The 17,637-nt window shown below is 33.6% G+C and carries 15 protein-coding genes; 3 read left to right on the forward strand and 12 right to left on the reverse strand.

The features are described from left to right. Positions 1-56 precede the first annotated feature (56 nt). The 4 genes from purL to ABD963_RS13900 form a co-directional block, all read right to left on the reverse strand. Positions 57-3,719, reverse strand: a complete 3,663-nt coding sequence (gene purL, locus ABD963_RS13890; protein ID WP_345277819.1) for a phosphoribosylformylglycinamidine synthase — start codon at positions 3,717-3,719, stop codon at positions 57-59. Positions 3,720-3,860: 141 nt separating this feature from the next. Beyond that, a complete protein-coding gene (locus ABD963_RS15370) occupies positions 3,861-3,944 on the reverse strand; it encodes a T9SS type A sorting domain-containing protein (RefSeq protein ID WP_425562817.1) in 84 nt (27 codons plus the stop codon). 2 nt (positions 3,945-3,946) lie between these two features. Continuing rightward, positions 3,947-4,843 (reverse strand): endonuclease, encoded by an 897-nt coding sequence (locus tag ABD963_RS13895; protein ID WP_345277821.1) that lies wholly within the window; start codon positions 4,841-4,843, stop codon positions 3,947-3,949. 5 nt (positions 4,844-4,848) lie between these two features. Then, positions 4,849-6,063, reverse strand: a complete 1,215-nt coding sequence (locus ABD963_RS13900) for an RsmB/NOP family class I SAM-dependent RNA methyltransferase (RefSeq protein ID WP_345277823.1) — start codon at positions 6,061-6,063, stop codon at positions 4,849-4,851. Positions 6,064-6,168: 105 nt separating this feature from the next. Between ABD963_RS13900 and ABD963_RS13905 the strand changes: the two genes are divergently transcribed. Further along, a complete protein-coding gene (locus ABD963_RS13905; protein WP_345277825.1) occupies positions 6,169-7,227 on the forward strand; it encodes a WD40/YVTN/BNR-like repeat-containing protein in 1,059 nt (352 codons plus the stop codon). 27 nt (positions 7,228-7,254) lie between these two features. Here the strand turns inward: ABD963_RS13905 and ABD963_RS13910 are convergent, their stop codons facing one another. The 7 genes from ABD963_RS13910 to ABD963_RS13940 form a co-directional block, all read right to left on the reverse strand. Then, a complete protein-coding gene (locus ABD963_RS13910) occupies positions 7,255-7,680 on the reverse strand; it encodes a hypothetical protein (RefSeq protein ID WP_345277827.1) in 426 nt (141 codons plus the stop codon). A gap of 4 nt (positions 7,681-7,684) precedes the next feature. Beyond that, on the reverse strand, positions 7,685-8,179 hold the full coding sequence (locus ABD963_RS13915) for a hypothetical protein (protein ID WP_345277829.1): 495 nt from the start codon (positions 8,177-8,179) through the stop codon (positions 7,685-7,687). A 33-nt stretch (positions 8,180-8,212) separates the two neighbouring features. Further along, positions 8,213-8,755 (reverse strand): RNA polymerase sigma factor, encoded by a 543-nt coding sequence (locus tag ABD963_RS13920; protein ID WP_345277831.1) that lies wholly within the window; start codon positions 8,753-8,755, stop codon positions 8,213-8,215. A gap of 278 nt (positions 8,756-9,033) precedes the next feature. Beyond that, the gene (locus tag ABD963_RS13925) at positions 9,034-10,860 is read right to left on the reverse strand and encodes an ABC transporter ATP-binding protein (RefSeq protein ID WP_345277833.1); all 1,827 of its coding nucleotides are present in this window, start codon (positions 10,858-10,860) and stop codon (positions 9,034-9,036) included. Continuing rightward, positions 10,860-12,590 carry a phospho-sugar mutase gene (locus ABD963_RS13930; protein ID WP_345277835.1) on the reverse strand — a complete coding sequence of 577 codons (1,731 nt, stop codon included), beginning with the start codon at positions 12,588-12,590 and terminating at the stop codon, positions 10,860-10,862. The genes ABD963_RS13925 and ABD963_RS13930 overlap by 1 nt, the downstream gene beginning before the upstream one ends. Before the next feature lie 99 nt (positions 12,591-12,689). Beyond that, the gene (locus ABD963_RS13935; RefSeq protein WP_345277836.1) at positions 12,690-13,640 is read right to left on the reverse strand and encodes a glycosyltransferase family 2 protein; all 951 of its coding nucleotides are present in this window, start codon (positions 13,638-13,640) and stop codon (positions 12,690-12,692) included. A 39-nt stretch (positions 13,641-13,679) separates the two neighbouring features. After that, positions 13,680-14,213 (reverse strand): DUF4199 domain-containing protein, encoded by a 534-nt coding sequence (locus tag ABD963_RS13940; RefSeq protein WP_345277837.1) that lies wholly within the window; start codon positions 14,211-14,213, stop codon positions 13,680-13,682. Between the two features lie 158 nt (positions 14,214-14,371). Between ABD963_RS13940 and ABD963_RS13945 the strand changes: the two genes are divergently transcribed. Both ABD963_RS13945 and ABD963_RS13950 read left to right on the forward strand, forming a co-directional pair. Further along, positions 14,372-14,623 carry a type B 50S ribosomal protein L31 gene (locus ABD963_RS13945; RefSeq protein WP_345277838.1) on the forward strand — a complete coding sequence of 84 codons (252 nt, stop codon included), beginning with the start codon at positions 14,372-14,374 and terminating at the stop codon, positions 14,621-14,623. A 143-nt stretch (positions 14,624-14,766) separates the two neighbouring features. Continuing rightward, on the forward strand, positions 14,767-15,942 hold the full coding sequence (locus ABD963_RS13950; RefSeq protein ID WP_345277839.1) for a GlmU family protein: 1,176 nt from the start codon (positions 14,767-14,769) through the stop codon (positions 15,940-15,942). On the opposite strand, the gene ABD963_RS13955 is transcribed toward ABD963_RS13950, so the two are convergent. Beyond that, positions 15,939-17,558 (reverse strand): ABC transporter substrate-binding protein, encoded by a 1,620-nt coding sequence (locus ABD963_RS13955; protein WP_345277841.1) that lies wholly within the window; start codon positions 17,556-17,558, stop codon positions 15,939-15,941. The genes ABD963_RS13950 and ABD963_RS13955 overlap by 4 nt on opposite strands. Positions 17,559-17,637: the final 79 nt, after the last annotated feature.

Here is a 17,637-nt window from a genome sequence, read left to right on the forward strand (position 1 = left end):
ATTAAGTTAATTAAAAATCCCGAAGCAATAATTTACTTCGGGGTTTTTTTATTTAATCACTTCTTTTCAATCCAAAGTCGAGCATTTATAAAAGCTTCCAACCAAGGGGAAACTTCATCTTTTCTATTTTGAGGATAGTTAGCCCAATTCCACTGGAAAGTAGAGCGTTCAATATGCGGCATGGTTACCAAATGCCGTCCTGTTTTATCGCACATCATAGCGGTATTATAGTCTGAACCATTAGGGTTATGTGGATATTCAGCATAACTGTATTTCCCAACAATGTGATAGTTGTCTTCAGAATAAGGAAGTTTAAATTTACCTTCACCATGAGAAATCCAAACTCCTAAAGTACTTCCAGCCAGTGTTGAAAGCATGATTGAATTATTCTCTTGTATTTTTACTGAAGTAAAGCTGCTTTCGTGTTTATGGGAATCGTTGTAAGTCATTTTACCATGTATTTCATGATCAGGATTGATTTCTTCCAGTTCCATGAATAATTGACATCCGTTACAAATACCTACAGAGAGTGTGTCTTCTCTGCTAAAGAAATTTTGAATAGCCTTGTTGGCACGTTCGTTATATTTTATGGCACCTGCCCAACCTTTCGCAGATCCTAAAACATCACTATTGCTAAAACCTCCAACAGCTCCTAAAAATTGAATATCCTCCAAGGTTTCACGACCTGAAATCAAATCGGTCATATGAACATCTTTAACATCAAAGCCCGCAAGATACATGGCGTTTGCCATTTCACGTTCCGAATTGCTTCCTTTTTCTCGGAGGATAGCAGCTTTTGGTTTAGGTTTAGTTCCGTCTATTTTTGGTAGAATTCCCGTAAAATGTTTTGGAAACTCATATTTTAATGGTTGATTCTTATAATTTTCAAATCTTGCTTTTGCTAAGTTATTAGCGGTTTGTTTTTGGTCGAGTAGGAAAGAGGTTTTGTACCAAACATCTCTCAATCTTGATATGGTAAGTGTGAAAACTTCCTTATGGTTAATGATACTCAAAACATCACTTTCAGTAGCTTTTCCAATATTGAAATATTCAATATTTTCAGATTTTAATATGTCTTCTATAGAATCATCTTTTGCTTGAAAAACTATTCCCGCATTTTCAGAAAATAACAATTTTATAGAATCTTTCTCATTCAAAGTAGTTAAATCCAATTCAGCTCCAAGAGTGTTATCCGCAAAACACATTTCAAAAAGGGTCGTTATTAAACCTCCTGAGGCGACATCATGTCCGGCAACTATGAAATCTTTTTTTATTAATTCTTGAATGATATTAAACGTATTTTTAAAAGAATTAGCATCTGAAATCGTTGGTGTTTCCTTACCAATTTTATTGAGCACTTGAGCAAAAGAACTGCCACCTAATTTAAAGTTGTCTTGCGATAAGTTGATATAATAGATACTTCCTTTATTTTTTTGAAAAACAGGCTCCACAACTTTGGAAATATCGTTGCAATTCGCAGCAGCTGATATAATAACAGTTCCTGGAGCAATCACCTCTTCGTTGGGATATTTTTGTTTCATGGAAAGGGAGTCTTTGCCAGTAGGGACGTTGATACCTAATTCGATGGCAAATTCTGAAACGGCTACAACGGCTTCATACAAACGTGCATCTTCCCCTTCATTTTTACAAGGCCACATCCAGTTGGCAGATAATGAAACTGACTTTAAGCCATTTTTTAAAGGGGCCCAAATAATATTGGTTAAAGCCTCCGCTATAGCATTTTTACTTCCTGATTTTGGATTAATTAAACCAGATATAGGTGCATGACCAATAGATGTTGCAATGCCTTCTTTTCCTTTAAAATCTAAAGCCATCACACCTACATTGTTTAAAGGCAATTGTAGAGGACCAGCACACTGTTGTTTCGCTACTTTTCCACCAACACAACGGTCTACTTTATTGGTTAGCCAATCTTTACAGGCTACAGCTTCAAGTTGTAGCACTTGGTCCAGGTAATCAAGAATTTTATCAGGATGGTAGTTTAAATCCTCATAATTTCTATTTACTAATTTATCGGTCATGATAGTTTTAGGAGAACTTCCAAACATATCCTCTAAAGCTAAATCCATTGGTTTGTCACCTTTGGTTTTAGATTCAAAAGTAAAGCGGTTATTTCCTGTTACATCACCAACAGTATACATTGGCGAACGCTCTCTATCAGCAATTTTTTTTAAAGTTTCTATATGTTTTTCTGAAATCACTAATCCCATACGTTCTTGGGATTCATTACCTATTATTTCTTTGGATGAAAGCGTTGGGTCTCCTACGGGCAATTTATCTAAATTGATATGTCCGCCAGTTTCTTCAACCAATTCAGATAAACAATTTAAGTGTCCACCAGCACCATGGTCGTGAATGGAAATAATATAATTTTCATCACTTTCCACCATACCTCTTACAGCATTGGCAGCACGTTTTTGCATTTCTGGGTTGGAACGTTGTACCGCATTAAGCTCAATTCCAGATGAAAACTCACCAGTATCTGCTGATGAAACGGCAGCACCACCCATACCAATACGGTAGTTTTCACCGCCAAGAATAACAATTTTATCACCTTCCTGAGGTTTGTCCTTAATTGCTTGGTCTGCTTTACCATATCCAATACCACCAGCTTGCATAATCACTTTATCAAAACCAAGTTTTCTGGCATCTTCTTCGTGCTCAAAAGTTAAAACTGAACCACAAATGAGCGGTTGACCAAATTTATTTCCAAAATCTGAAGCACCATTACTGGCTTTAATTAATATATCTATAGGTGTTTGGTATAGCCACTTGCGCTCCTTCATGGCTTTTTCCCAAGGCCTATTTTCTTCCAATCTTGAATAAGATGTCATGTAAACCGCAGTTCCAGCAAGGGGAAGTGAACCTTTTCCGCCAGCCAGACGGTCTCTGATTTCTCCACCAGAACCTGTTGCTGCACCATTAAAAGGTTCGACAGTAGTTGGGAAGTTGTGCGTTTCGGCTTTTAAAGAAATAACCGATTCAAAATTTTTAGTTTCATAAAAATCTGGTACATCCGCACGTTTTGGAGCAAATTGTTCAACTATGGGCCCTTTTATAAAAGCTACATTATCTTTGTAAGCTGAAACGATTTCGTTTGGATGTGTCTCTGATGTTTTTTTAATGAGTTTGAATAATGACGTGGGTTTTTCGACTCCATCAATTACAAAGGTGCCATTAAATATTTTATGGCGACAGTGTTCTGAATTTACTTGAGAAAATCCAAAGACTTCAGAATCGGTTAGTGGTCTTCCAATTTTTTTAGAAACCGCTTCCAAATATTGTACTTCTTCATCACTTAATGATAGTCCTTCTTTTTGATTGTAAGCAGCAATATCTTCAATGTTTAATATGGATTCAGGTTCAATATTTATGGTAAATGATTCTTGGTTTAATCCGTTAAATTTCTCAGAAATCATCGGGTCGTAATCCTTATAATCTTTAGAAACAGCTTTAAATTCCTCAATACGGATAATATCTTGAATACCCATATTTTGAGTGATTTCAACAGCATTGGTACTCCATGGAGTTATCATGGCTTTACGTGGACCAACAAAAAAAGCATCTAGCGATGCTTGTTCTATTTTGGGTTGGTTACCAAATAACCATACTAATTTAGAAATGGTTTCGGTTGATAATTCTTTTGTTGTTTGAACAGCAAATACCACGCTGTTTACGTTTCCAAAGAAATGAATCATTAGGTCTTAATTTGTGTTGTTTATTGAAAGTGCAAATTTACTTTTTTTAGTTGTAATTCTGATTAAATATTTCATGTAAAACAGATAGTTATCCACGAGGTTTTGAACAAAAAAAGCGCCTTCTACAAGGCGCTTAAAATGTTATTGTTTGATGAGTTTTTTGGTTATATCAATTTTACCATTCCTTATCCTTAAAACGTAAAGGCCTTTTGGTAAATTCGATATGTTTAATTTTTTTGATTTGAAGTCATGCTTTGGGTTTTGACCTTTTTGCCAAGAATGTTAAAGACTTCTACTAGAATTTCTTGATTGGATACAATGTAAACCTCGTTTCCCTTAACCGGATTTGGATAAAGTTTTAAAGGTGAATTGGAAACATTGTTTACAGATAAAGTACTCCATCTGTTTTCTGCAAGAGTGCCTCCCCATATTACTGTTGCTAAATAAGGGTTGTCTATGAATGGGTTTCTAACGCCTTGAACTGCGCTTATTACACTATTTCTCTGGTCTTCCAGCGGTGAAACAGGATCGATGGCATTCCACTCTAAAAATAAATTTAAATTACCTACATCTGAAAAAGGTTCATTATATCTTAGATTAACGTACATAATTATTCTAGCTACATCACCTCGCCAGTCATCTCCTGGATACCAAGCGCCTCCCGTTGAGCCATAATTACCAGAACCACTTGTAAATGGGTCATTTCCTCTACTAGAATTTGTACTGATATCACAGGATCTCAACAGATGTAAATCTGCTTCCGCATTCGAATTATCCAATAAGGAACGAGGATAAACATGTTCTGTATTAAATGTTTGGGGTAAATAAGTATTAGATCCAGATTCATATTCATTTTCATTTCTACTCTCACCACTGTAAATTAAAATCACATTTGAAGTATTTGATAAATCTTCATCTGCATCATACAAATAATTATGTCTTTGAGAGTATGTAAGAAATGTAGTATGTGAAGCAATGACTTCAAATGCTAAATCATTATACAAATTATTTCCAGTTAATGAAAAATCGACACCAGAGTAGTAAGCTTGCAGTTTTGTTGGGGGTGTTAATTGCGCAAAACTTAAAACTGAAATGAATAAAAATAAAAGGTAAAATTGCTTCATGTAATCTATTTTTTCCGTTCTAGAAGGGCCATGTAAAATCCGTCAAAACCAGATTTATAAACCAACACTTTTTTATCTTCTACAAAAATAAAATCTTTTCCCGAATCGGATGTTAAGAATTCGTCAACTTGTTTTTGGTTTTCAGAAGGTAAAATGGAACAGGTTGCATATACCATTTTCCCACCAGCTTTTACCATTCTGGAGTATTGTTGCAGGATGTCCTGTTGTGTTTTTTTTATGCTTTCAATAAAATCGGGTTGTAATTTCCATTTGGCATCAGGATTTCTTCGTAAAACTCCTAAACCAGAACAAGGGGCATCTATCAGAACTCGATCAACTTTATCATATAGTTTTTTGATTACTTTGGTAGAATCAATAACGCGTGTTTCAATATTGTGGGCACCGTTTCGTTTGGCGCGACGTTTTAGCTCGTTAAGCTTATTGCCATAAATATCTAGAGCAATGATTTGACCTTTATTGTCCATTAACGAGGCAATATGAAGCGTCTTGCCACCAGCGCCAGCACAGGCATCCACCACACGCATTCCAGGTTTAACATCTAGAAACTCTGCGACCACTTGTGAGGATGCATCCTGTACTTCAAACAAGCCATTTTTAAAAGCCTCGGTTGAAAACACATTGGCGCGTTCTTTTAATTTTAATGCATTTGGATAATCCTTTAAAAACTCGGTTTCAATATCTAAATCAAAAAGTTCGGCTTGTAATTTATCCTTAGTGGTTTTTAAAGTATTGACTCTTAAAATAACTTCGGCTTGCTCGTTTAATGCAGCCATTTCTTTAGTCCAAACAGCTTTTCCCAATTCTTTTTCGCCTAATTCATCCAACCAATCGGGGATGGATTCTTTATATTTTCTAATTTTTGAAAGTTCATCAAATCGCCCTTTAATTTTGCGCGATGGGGTATTTTCAAAATATTTCCAATCTGGTAATTTTATGCCTTTTAGGGTAGCCCAAACAGCAAACATGCGCCACAGGTTATCACGGTCAAATGGTTCTTTAACTTCAGCAATTTCAGCATATAAACGTTTCCAACGTACTATATCATAAGTGGTTTCGGCTACAAAAGCACGATCGCGTGCACCCCAACGCTTATCACGTTTTAGTAGTTGTTGTATCACCTTATCGGCATAGTTACCTTCATTAAAAATGAGGGTTAGTCCATCAATAACCGCAAAGCATAAATTTCTGTGTAGTCGCATGTTGTGTAAATAAGGCTGCAAAGTTACGTTTTTATATGTGTATTTGTTTAAACGTTTATGAGTTTATTGATTTAGCTTTTTTATTTTTATAAAAATTACAATTTTATGAAAAAGTTTCGAGTGGGTTTTTGTGTTTTAGCGTTTTTGATTTCTTGTGGTAAAAAGGAAAAGTTTATACCCAGAGATTTTGGTAAAGTTGAAATTGAAACGCTTTTACAGGATTCGCTTTTGAATGTTAGGGCTTTAGAAATAGTAAATGGGGATAATGTTTTTTTTCTTACTTCAAACGGTTTTGGTGGTAGTGTTTATTATAGCGAATTTGATAAGAAAACAAATATTCTGTACCCTATTCCTATAGCGCATGATAGTGTTGAAAATAATTTTAGAGCATTTTCATCAACTGGTAAAAATGGTTTTGCCATAAATATTGGTTCCCCAACAAGACTATATAAGATTAAGAATGATGAAAAGATTATCGTTTACCAAGAAAACCATCCCAAAGCCTTTTACGATTCTATGGATTTTTGGAATGATCAGGAAGGCATTGCCATAGGAGATTCTACCGATGGGTGTTTAAGCGTCATCATTACGCGGGATGGTGGCAATACTTGGACAAAAGTAACTTGTGATGAGTTGCCAAAAGGAACAGAAAACGAAGGGGCCTTTGCAGCAAGCGACACTAATATTGCCATTGTGGGCGATAATACTTGGGTGGCAACCACTGCTGGTCGTGTTTATTATTCGCCGAACAAAGGATATACTTGGGAAGTTTTTGATACTCCAATAGTAAAAGAAAAAGAAACGGAAGGGATTTATTCCATAGATTTTTATGATGAACTCAACGGATTTGCCATAGGAGGCGATTATACCAAACCCGATGACAATGCAGCTAACAAAATTAAAACGATTGATGGCGGAAAAACATGGCAATTAGTAGCGAAGAATCAAAATCCTGGATATAGAAGTTGTGTGCAGTATATACCAAACAGGAAAGGAAGAGAGTTGGTTGCTGTTGGCTTTAAAGGTATTGATTACAGCAACGATACTGGAGAAACTTGGAAGCATTTAAGTGATGAAGGTTTTTATACCATCCGCTTTTTAAATGATAGTATTGCTTATGCTGCTGGCGCTGGCAGAATTTCTAAACTAATTTTTAGAGAATAAAAAAGGAACTTAATAAGCTCCTTTAAACTATGGTTTTTCCCTTCGTTTTTTAAATTCATCAAACATACGCTGTTTAAAAGCTTCTTCAGACATTTTTAATAGAATGATTTTCTTTGCAGGAAGTACCCTTTGCAAATCTTTGATGAAGCTTTCTTCCAAACGATACTTTTGGGCTTCCAATATGATGCTTTTATCAACAAGTTCTTTAGCTTCTTTTTCAGATATAGTTTCAAAATCAATATTTTTTTTGTTTTGGTAAGACTTAGTTCTAATCTCATGATTGGCATCTTCAAAAGCATTATAAATGGGCCAAAATTGTTCTGCTTCTTTTTCAGTAAGTTGTAAACGCTCTGTAATAAAAGCTATTTTTAAGGATTTGATGCGTTCTTTTCTGTGTTGGGCATTTATACTCAATGTGAATACTAAAAGAACTAAGAGTATTATTTTTTTCATAATATTATTCTGTTATTAGGTCTTCTATGGAAGCATTTTCATAAAGATAAGCTTCTAAAGCAGACTCTTTTATGGGTTCTTCAATGAATTTGTCCGAAGTTAATTCTTCTTCAGAAAATAGACCAGCCAATTCATAGGCATTAAATTCTTCTTCAGTTAAATAATGAGTTATAGAAGCTGTCTCCAAGGAATCAAAACTGACTTGATTCTTTGAATTTTTTAAATACAAGTTAATAATGATTAAGATAGAAGCAGCAATTCCAGAAATATAGGTTAATTGTTTCCAAGGGATTAATTGCTTTACTTTTGAATTCGTTTCAATTGATTTTAAAACAGTATCATCAATTGTTTCAAAATAAGATTCAGGTGTTTTAAAACCAGATTTATGTATGGTTTCTTTTAATTTAATTTCACCCAAAAGCGTTTCCTCAAAATTTTCAAAGTAATCCTTTGGAACTTTAAACCCCGTAGAACGGATATTTTTTAGATTCTTTTTCATCTTAAGTTTAAGACTTATTTTTTTGTTAAAAGTTTAATTATTAGTTAAATATGCTTCAATTTTTTTTACCGCGAAATGATAGGAAGCTTTTAAGGCGCCTTCACTAGTTTCCAATATATCTGACATTTCTGAGTATTTAATATCTTGAAAATATTTCATGTTAAAGACGATTTGTTGTTTTTCCGGTAATGTTGATATGGCTTTCTGCAATTTAAGCTGAATGGCATCTCCCTCAAAATAAACATCAGATGTTAAGTTGCTTATTGCTAATTGTTGTGCTTCCTCGTTGCTTATTTGCAATTGTTTTGCCCTATTGTTTATAAAGGTTATGGACTCGTTAGTCGCAATACGGTACATCCAAGAATACAATTTACTATCGCCTTTAAAAGCATTAATGTTTTTGTAAATCTTAATAAAAGTATTTTGTAGTACATCGTCTGCATCATCATGAGATTTAACAATATGCCGTATGTGCCAATATAAGCGCTCTTTATACAACCTTAAGAGCTCTTTGAAAGCTTGGTTTTTATGGGTTGGAGATTTTAATAGTTCTAACAGTTGCGCTTCGTCTGTCACAAAAAATGTTTAATTTTTAGACTAATAAAGATACTAAAAGTTTAATCAGATTTTTATGGATATAGTAAGTGATTGAAATACAATATTTTGAATAATAAAAAATCGATGAAATGCATTAAATATACGATTAAATACATTTTTTCTTGCACAACTTGTTTTTATAGTATATGTTTGTAAGCGAAACCTACTTATGGTGTTAGTCGTCCCCAAGTCTAGCATAAACAAAAAAGGATAGAAACCCAAATCTCTATCCTTTTTTATTTTATAAACCTTTGGTCTTATTCAAAACTCTGCATATCTACAAGCTTTTTGTAAACACCATTTTTATTAATGAGTTCGTTATGTTTTCCCTGTTCGACTATTTCCCCTTTATTGAGTACTACAATTTCATCAGCATTTTGAATGGTTGACAATCTATGGGCAATAACTATAGAAGTTCTGTTTTTCATCATATTCTCTAAAGCCGCTTGAACCAATCGCTCACTTTCCGTATCCAAAGCTGAGGTGGCTTCATCCAAAATCATGATAGGTGGATTTTTTAGAACTGCGCGAGCTATACTTAAACGTTGTTTTTGGCCTCCAGAAAGTTTGTTTCCAGAATCCCCAATATTGGTATTGATGGTTTCTGGTAAGTCTTTTACGAATTCCCAGGCATTGGCAATTTTAAGTGCTTCAATGACTTCTTCATCGCTCGCATTTTCATTGCCTAATTTGAGGTTGTTTTTAATGCTGTCGTTAAATAGGATAGCATCTTGGGTAACTATGCCCAATTGATTTCTAAGTGAGCTAGTTGTTAGCTCTCTAATATCCAGCCCATCTATTAAAATTTCCCCTTTGTTTACATCATAAAAACGGGTAATAAGGTTTGCAATGGTTGACTTTCCGCTACCGGATTGACCAACAAAAGCCACTTTTTTTCCTTTTAGGATAGTTAAAGAAAAGTCTTTTAAAACATACTCGTCTTCATACTTAAATGAAATGTTTTTGAATTCAATTTCTGAATCAAAGCTATTTTTAACAACAGCATTTTCTTTATCCTTTAATGGATTGGGTGTGTCAATAATTTCTTGGATGCGTTCTGCTGCAGCATTTCCTTGTTTAATATTATAAAGTCCTCTGGAAATGGCTTTGGCTGGAACCATGATATTATATGCAAGACCCATGTAGGCTATAAATGAACTACCATCTAAAGATTTATCTACTAGTACCAATTGCCCACCATACCACAACAGGATAGATATAACCAAAATCCCTAGAAATTCACTGGTAGGTGAAGCTAAGTTTTGACGATTTAATAGTTTATTGGAAAAGTTATAAAATCGTGTTGAAGAGTCTTGAAATTTTGTGTCGAATTTTTTTTCGGCATTAAAACCTTTTATGATTCTTAAGCCTGTTAAAGTTTCTTCTAAAGTTGATAAAATAACACCTTGTTCATTCTGTACTCGGTCAGATTTCCGTTTTAGACTTTTACCAATTCTTGAAATGATTAAACCGGAAAGAGGAATGAAAATGAAAACGAACAGTGTTAATTTTGCACTTATAATTAACATCATGATTATGGTAACTAAAATCATCAATGGTTCTCTCGCGATTAGTTCTAAAACGGGCAGCATAGAATATTGTAATGTAGAAACATCGTTAGTCACTCGAGCCATGATGTCTCCTTTCTTTTGTTCTGAAAAATAAGATAGCGGTAACTCTACGGTTTTTTTGTAAACAGCATTCCTTAAATCTCGAACAACACCATTTCTTAAAAAAACCATGAAGTAATTGGCCAAATAGCCAAAAATATTTTTAAGCAGGAACAAAGAAATGATAAGACAAACTACTAGCAAAAGAGCCTTTTGAGGATCATTTTCCGCATATAGATTTACCTGGTACGCTAAATAATCTTTATAGAAATCTTTCAAGTTTGAAATTCCTGAATAAACTGGCTTTATGATGGGAGTTACTTTATCTTTTTCAAATAAAATATCCAACATGGGTATTAAGGCTACAAAAGATAAAGCACCAAATAAAGCAAAAAACACATTAGAAATAATGTGTCCTATAGCATAACTTTTATAAGGTTTTGCATACCTTAAAATGTTTAAAAAATGGTTCATTAAATAAGCTTCATGTCTTTTAAAATATCTTCAGCTTTTTTGTCAAGTTTAGCTTCTGTTTCTTTAAAATCGGCGACATTATTTAATTTCGTATTTACACTTACATAAAATTTTATTTTAGGTTCTGTTCCGCTCGGTCTTAAAGCTACTTGACTACCGTCTTCTAAGTGATAAATTATCACATTGGATTTTGGGATATCTATAATGGTATCTTCGCCCGTCACTAAATTTTTTGAAATTGATAAGTCGTAATCCTCAATTTTCATCACTTTGGAACCGTTTACTATTTTATGAGGGTTCTCACGAGCATCTGTCATCATTTGTTTGATTTCTTGTGCGCCTTCTATACCCTTTTTGGTAAGTGACACCAATTTTTCTTTGTAGCAACCGTGTTCTACATAAAGTTTTAAAAGTTCTTCATAAAATGAACTTCCATTTGACTTTGAAATCGCAGCAATTTCGCATGCTAAGAGGGTAGAAGTCACCGCATCCTTATCACGAACAAAATCACCTACCATATAGCCAAAACTTTCCTCGCCACCACCAATAAAATCTAATTCTGGGAAATCATGGATTAATTTAGCTATCCATTTAAAACCAGTTAAAACAATTTTGCTCTCAACACCATATGCATCTGCCAGTTTGTTTAGCATCGGTGTTGAAACTATGGTTGATGCAATAAATTCTTTACCTTTTATTTTGCCTTCGGATTTCCATTTTTTTAATAGGAAATCGGTCATCATGAGCATCGTTTGATTTCCGTTTAAAAGCTGTAATTGATTTTCTGAGTTGCGCACTGCAACACCTAATCTGTCACAATCTGGGTCTGTACCAATAACGATGTCGGCATTAACTTTTTCAGCTAATTCTAAAGCCATTTTTAAAGCAGCCGGTTCTTCTGGGTTAGGAGATGCGACCGTTGGAAAAGCTCCATTGGGAACCTCTTGTTCTTTTACAATATGTACATTTTTGTAACCAGCACGTTTTAAAGTTTCTGGAACAGCGGTAATGGATGTTCCATGAAGCGATGTAAAAACGATGGTTAAATTATCTTTTGCTAATTGTGTCGCGCCTACACTGCCGTTTTTTACGGAAGCATCGATAAAGACATCATCAACATCTTTTGCTATATTATGAATTAGACTTGGGTTAGGTTTGAATTTAATATTTGAATAATTTACTTGATTGATGACTTTGATAACAGCATCGTCATGAGGTGGTACTAATTGCCCGCCATCTTGCCAATATACTTTGTAACCATTGTATTCTGGGGGATTATGAGAAGCCGTTAAAACAATACCGCAATGGCAATTTAAGTGTTTTACAGCAAATGATAACTCAGGTGTAGGGCGCAAATCTTCAAATAAATACACCTCAATACCATTTGCAGAAAACACATCGGCAACTACCTTTGCTAAGGTTTTACTATTATGTCTGCAATCATAAGCAATTACGGCTTTTGGAGTTTCATTAGGGAACTGTTTGTGTAAATAATCACTTAATCCTTGCGTACTTTTACCAAGTGTATATTTATTTATCCGGTTAGTGCCAACACCCATGATTCCGCGCATGCCACCAGTTCCAAATTCTAAGTCTTTATAAAAACTTTCCTGTATGTCTTTTGGATTGTTTGCAATACTATCCTTGATAATGCTTTGGGTATCAGTGTCAAAAGTTGGTGTTAACCAAGCGTTTATTCGCTCTAAAATTTTTGGTTCAATGTATATCATAATAATTCTCTAATTATAATTTCAAATTTAAACAATTGAGTGTAATAACTTTTAAAAAAATCATTGTTTTGAATTTCATTAAAGTATTTTAATGCCTTGTTAATTTAAATTTAATTCATCTTTAATTAAATAACGTTTTTTGTCTGGTCTGTTACGTAATATAATTTCTCCTAAAAAACCAGCAACAAAAAATTGGGAGCCAATAACCATTGTAGAAAGAGCTAGGTAGAATTGAGGGCGCTGGGTTATGAGTCTTCCGGAAGGATTTAAAAATAATTTATCAATACCTAAATATAATGAAAAACTAAAACCAATGGCAAACATAATAACGCCCAAAGCACCAAATAAATGCATTGGTCGCTTGCCAAAACGAGATAAAAACCAAATAGTGATTAAATCGAGAAACCCATGTACAAAACGGTTCATGCCAAATTTTGTTTCCCCATACTTTCTGGCTTGATGTTGCACCACTTTTTCACCAATTTTAGTAAATCCCGCATTTTTTGAAAGCAAAGGTATGTAGCGATGCATTTCGCCATTAACATCAATATTTTTAACTACATCAATATTGTAAGCTTTGAGGCCGCAATTAAAGTCATTAAGCTTGACACCTGAAGTTTTTCGCGCTGCCCAATTAAACAATTTGGAGGGTAAGTTTTTTGATATAACCGAGTCGAAACGTTTTTTTTTCCAACCAGAAACCAAATCGAATCCCTCATTTTTTATCATATTGTAAAGTTCGGGTATTTCATCTGGATTGTCCTGTAAATCGGCATCCATAGTTATTACTACATCGCCTTTGGCTTTTTCAAAACCAGCATGTAAAGCTTGAGATTTTCCATAGTTTTTTAAAAATCGTATGCCTTTTACCTGTTTATCCTTAAGGGAAAGTTCTGAGATAATTTTCCACGAATTGTCAGTGCTGCCATCATCAATGAAGATAATTTCGAATGAAAAACGATTGGATTGCATAACTTTTGCAATCCAATCGTATAATTCGGTTAAAGAATCTTGTTCGTTGAGTAGTGGTATGACTACTGATATATTCATTTAAATAATTTCAATTTTAATATTTCAAAAATACTGAATTTATGCTTGGTTTGGGTTATTTTTTTGTAAAGCAGCGGATAACAATAATCCAATAATACTTAAAGGAACTAAATAATTAAAATTCAAACCCTTAAAAACATTTGAAATAGAGTATAGGTTATTAGATTTGGCAGCATCAACAGTAGCTTCAATTTCTTCTGAGGGCTTTTTCATTTGTTCAAGCACTTCAACCATTTTTTCAATACTTTTTTCTTTTAATACTTCAGCTGAATCAGTATCAAAAAAATTAAATATGATATAACTTAGCATTGAACTTATAGTTAAACCTATTAAAACGGTCAGAAAATACAAAGAAAAACAATTTTTAAAAGATAAAAACCCATGGAGCCGAATTTTAGTTTTTAAAATGGCAATAGCACCAAAAATAATGGCAATTAGGTAAATTGATATGCCATACCAAAAATTTACAAATAAATTCAAATCAGATATATAAGCAAAAAAGAATAGCAGTGATAGGCAAATACCTAAATAAACCCCATAATTTATAGCTTGCGATTTTAGTGACTTTTCCATAATATCTTGCCAGTTTTAATAAGCTTAACGAGAGGTAAATATAGATACTAAAATGATAAATATTTTACTATAATAAAAAATAAAAAAAACTATTGCGAATTTATAAAAATTACCTAAATTTGCACTTCCAAAATTGAAATGAATAAAAGCAATCAGCGATGAGAAAAGGTATACATCCACAAAATTATAGAGTAGTAGCGTTTAAAGATATGTCTAATGATGATGTGTTTTTAACTAAATCTACTGCAGATACGAACGAAACAATTGAAGTTGATGGTGTAGAGTATCCATTAATTAAAATGGAGATTTCCAGAACTTCGCATCCTTATTACACAGGTAAATCTAAATTGGTTGATACTGCTGGACGTATCGATAAATTCAAAAATAAATACTCTAAATTTAAAAAATAATTTAAGAGACATATTATATTTAAAAAGCCTTTCAATACTGAAAGGCTTTTTTATTATATTCAATTCATCTATTTTTGTTCAAACTAAAGTGACAAGTTATAAGTGAAAACTTCTAACTTCAAGCTTCTAACTTCCAACTTTTTATGAACTACATTCTTTTTGATGGGCCCTCTCGAAATAACTTATTGCCATTTACATTTACACGTCCTGTTGCAGATATCCGAGTTGGTATATTAACCATTCGTGAAAAGTGGGAAACGTTTTTAGATTCTACCACTACAACAGTCACCGAGGATTATCTTTCTGAAAAATATCCGATGGTTGAAATGGACGAAAATGTCATTATAAATGCTGCCTACCTGCCAAATTTGGAATTGGTTGAAATGGTTAAGGAGTTAAAAGAGAATCAAGCTATCTTTAAGGGAGAGGATGTTATTGCATTTTTTACAAAGGAAGCACAAGAAGATATAGATTTTGGAACATTTGAAGCGATTGAGTTTAATGATGAAGCTATTAAAATAGAACATACTTGGGACATTTTTTCAAAAAATGGTGAAGCCATTCAAGAAGATTTTATCTTAATAACCACCAATCGAAAATCTAAACCCATACCATCTAGCAATAATGTTATTGCCGCAGAAAATATTTTTATTGAAGAAGGTGCTAAATTAGAATTTACAACACTAAATGCCACCAATGGCCCTATTTATATTGGTAAAGATGCTGAAATTATGGAAGGTTCTTTAATTAGAGGTCCATTGGCATTGTGTGACCATGCTTCTATAAAATTAGGTGCAAAAATTTATGGTCCTACTACAGTGGGGCCTCATAGTAAAGTTGGAGGCGAGGTGAATAACTCAGTCATTTTTGGGTATTCCAATAAAGGACATGACGGGTTTTTAGGTAATTCGGTTTTGGGTGAATGGTGTAACCTAGGAGCAGATACCAATACCTCAAATCTAAAGAATAATTATGCTGAGGTCCGTTTATGGGATTATCAAACCGAAGGTTTTGCTAGGACAGGACTTCAGTTTTGCGGACTCATGATGGGAGACCATAGTAAATGTGGCATTAATACTATGTTTAATACGGGTACTGTTGTTGGGGTAAGTGCAAATATTTTTGGTAGTGGTTTTCCTAGAAATTTTGTACCCAGCTTTAGTTGGGGTGGCAACGGAGGTTTCACAACTTATTTAACAAAAAAAGCTTTTGAAGTGGCCCAAGTCGTCATGAGCAGACGTGGAGTTGCCTTAACCCAAGAAGATAAAAATATTTTGGAGCATATTTTTGAAGAGACCAAAAAGTTTAGAAGAGATTAATCCTTTCTTACGTATCTTAAATCCAACATGTCTACCGGATTAATACCCAATCCTTTTATATTTTTTCTGGTAAAGCGAACGACTTCATCGTAATACAGAGGAATCATAATAGCATGATCCATGGCTAAAGAATCTATTTTAGAGTAAATATGTTTGCGTTTCTCGATATCTGTGATAGAGAAAGCTTTATTGTATAAACTATCAACGGTATCATTCTTAAAGTGGAAATAATTTGAGCCATTTGGTGCAAAATTTTTACTATAAAAAATGGATAAGTAGTTTTCAGCGTCTAAATAATCAGCAATCCAAGAACTTCTAAACATATCCACTTTTCCGTTTGAACGAGCAGACCTTAAAGTAGCTTCTGGCATCACATCAACATTTATTTTCAATCCAGTTTTTTCAAGTTCCCGTTGTATAAATTCGCAAAAATTCAAGTAGTTGCTTGTTGTAGTTAAAGTAATTTCTGGATTATGTATACCAGTTTCTTTTTTAAATTGTTCAATAAGATTTTTGGCCTTTTCTGGTTGATAGGTAAAACCAATACGTTCATTGTAGCCTTTTAAACCCATGGGTATAAAACCGCCATTAGCTGGATTGCCAATGCCATTTCGCAAATAAAGCATCATTTTTTTTCTATCGAAACCATAATTAATGGCTTTTCTAATGAGTTTGGATTGTATTTCGGGGGTTTTGGAATCTAAATAAAAGCCTAAATATTCTGTGTTCAGATAAGGACCACGAATCATGTTAATACTTGAATTGTAATGATCTCGAAGAAGGCCGTTACTGGTTAATAATTCATCTTTATAAGAGGCATCTAAACTGTTTAAAAAATCAAGATTACCTTGAATAAATTGTAAAAATTCACTTTGTTTATCAGGTAAAAAGGTAATTGCAATGGCTTCTAAATAGGGAAGTTGATTGCCGTTATGGTCTCGCTCAAAATAGTTGTGGTTTTTTCTAAATACCAACTTAATGTTTTCTTCCCAACGTTTAAACTTAAATGGGCCAGTGCCTATGGGATGGGATCTAAATTCGTTTCCATAATATTCTACAATTTCTTTTGGAACTACTGAGCAATATTTCATACTTAACAATCCAATAAAAGCAGGAAAAGGTTGCTTTAATGTAATTTGAAAACTACTATCGTTTAAGGCCCTGAAATTATCAACTTTATTTAAAACCCAGCTTCCGGGTGCTGCCAAAGTTTCATCTCTTAAACGATTTAAACTATACTCAAAATCTTTGGCCGTTACCAATCTAGTAGAATCTTTGCCAAACAATTCATGATTATGAAAATAAACATCGTTTCTTAAGGAAAAGGTGTAGTTAATGCCATCCTCAGAAATGGTCCAATTTTTTGCAATGCTCGGTATAATATTCAATGCGCTATCCATTTGAACAAGCCCATTGTACAATTGGTTAGCTATTTTAACATCTTGTAAAGTTCTAGCAAATGCAGGATCTAAAGTATTGATATTGGCATGTTCGTTATAGCGAAAAACCAGGTTTTCGTTAAAATTGTTTGAATTATTTCCACAGGAAAAAAATAAAAGGCTAATACAACTAATTGATAAATAGTTAATTATTTGTTTAAAAATAGGTTTTATCATATAACTTATAAGTCGTAAATTTGCAATCTTTATAAAAGTACAAGGTAAATATAAAGAGATTTCCTTCCGATAGCAATTG

Origin of the sequence: Litoribaculum gwangyangense, assembly GCF_039543505.1 — a bacterium.
GTDB classification, from domain to species: Bacteria; Bacteroidota; Bacteroidia; order Flavobacteriales; family Flavobacteriaceae; genus Litoribaculum; species Litoribaculum gwangyangense.

Coding starts and splice junctions, on each gene's coding strand:
- purL (WP_345277819.1), bottom strand. CDS start 3,719: ATGATTCATTTCTTTGGAAACGTAAACAGCGTGGTATTTGCTGTTCAA.
- ABD963_RS13895 (WP_345277821.1), bottom strand. CDS start 4,843: ATGAAGCAATTTTACCTTTTATTTTTATTCATTTCAGTTTTAAGTTTT.
- ABD963_RS13900 (WP_345277823.1), bottom strand. CDS start 6,063: ATGCGACTACACAGAAATTTATGCTTTGCGGTTATTGATGGACTAACC.
- ABD963_RS13905 (WP_345277825.1), top strand. CDS start 6,169: ATGAAAAAGTTTCGAGTGGGTTTTTGTGTTTTAGCGTTTTTGATTTCT.
- ABD963_RS13910 (WP_345277827.1), bottom strand. CDS start 7,680: ATGAAAAAAATAATACTCTTAGTTCTTTTAGTATTCACATTGAGTATA.
- ABD963_RS13915 (WP_345277829.1), bottom strand. CDS start 8,179: ATGAAAAAGAATCTAAAAAATATCCGTTCTACGGGGTTTAAAGTTCCA.
- ABD963_RS13925 (WP_345277833.1), bottom strand. CDS start 10,860: ATGAACCATTTTTTAAACATTTTAAGGTATGCAAAACCTTATAAAAGT.
- ABD963_RS13930 (WP_345277835.1), bottom strand. CDS start 12,590: ATGATATACATTGAACCAAAAATTTTAGAGCGAATAAACGCTTGGTTA.
- ABD963_RS13935 (WP_345277836.1), bottom strand. CDS start 13,640: ATGAATATATCAGTAGTCATACCACTACTCAACGAACAAGATTCTTTA.
- ABD963_RS13940 (WP_345277837.1), bottom strand. CDS start 14,213: ATGGAAAAGTCACTAAAATCGCAAGCTATAAATTATGGGGTTTATTTA.
- ABD963_RS13945 (WP_345277838.1), top strand. CDS start 14,372: ATGAGAAAAGGTATACATCCACAAAATTATAGAGTAGTAGCGTTTAAA.
- ABD963_RS13950 (WP_345277839.1), top strand. CDS start 14,767: ATGAACTACATTCTTTTTGATGGGCCCTCTCGAAATAACTTATTGCCA.
- ABD963_RS13955 (WP_345277841.1), bottom strand. CDS start 17,558: ATGATAAAACCTATTTTTAAACAAATAATTAACTATTTATCAATTAGT.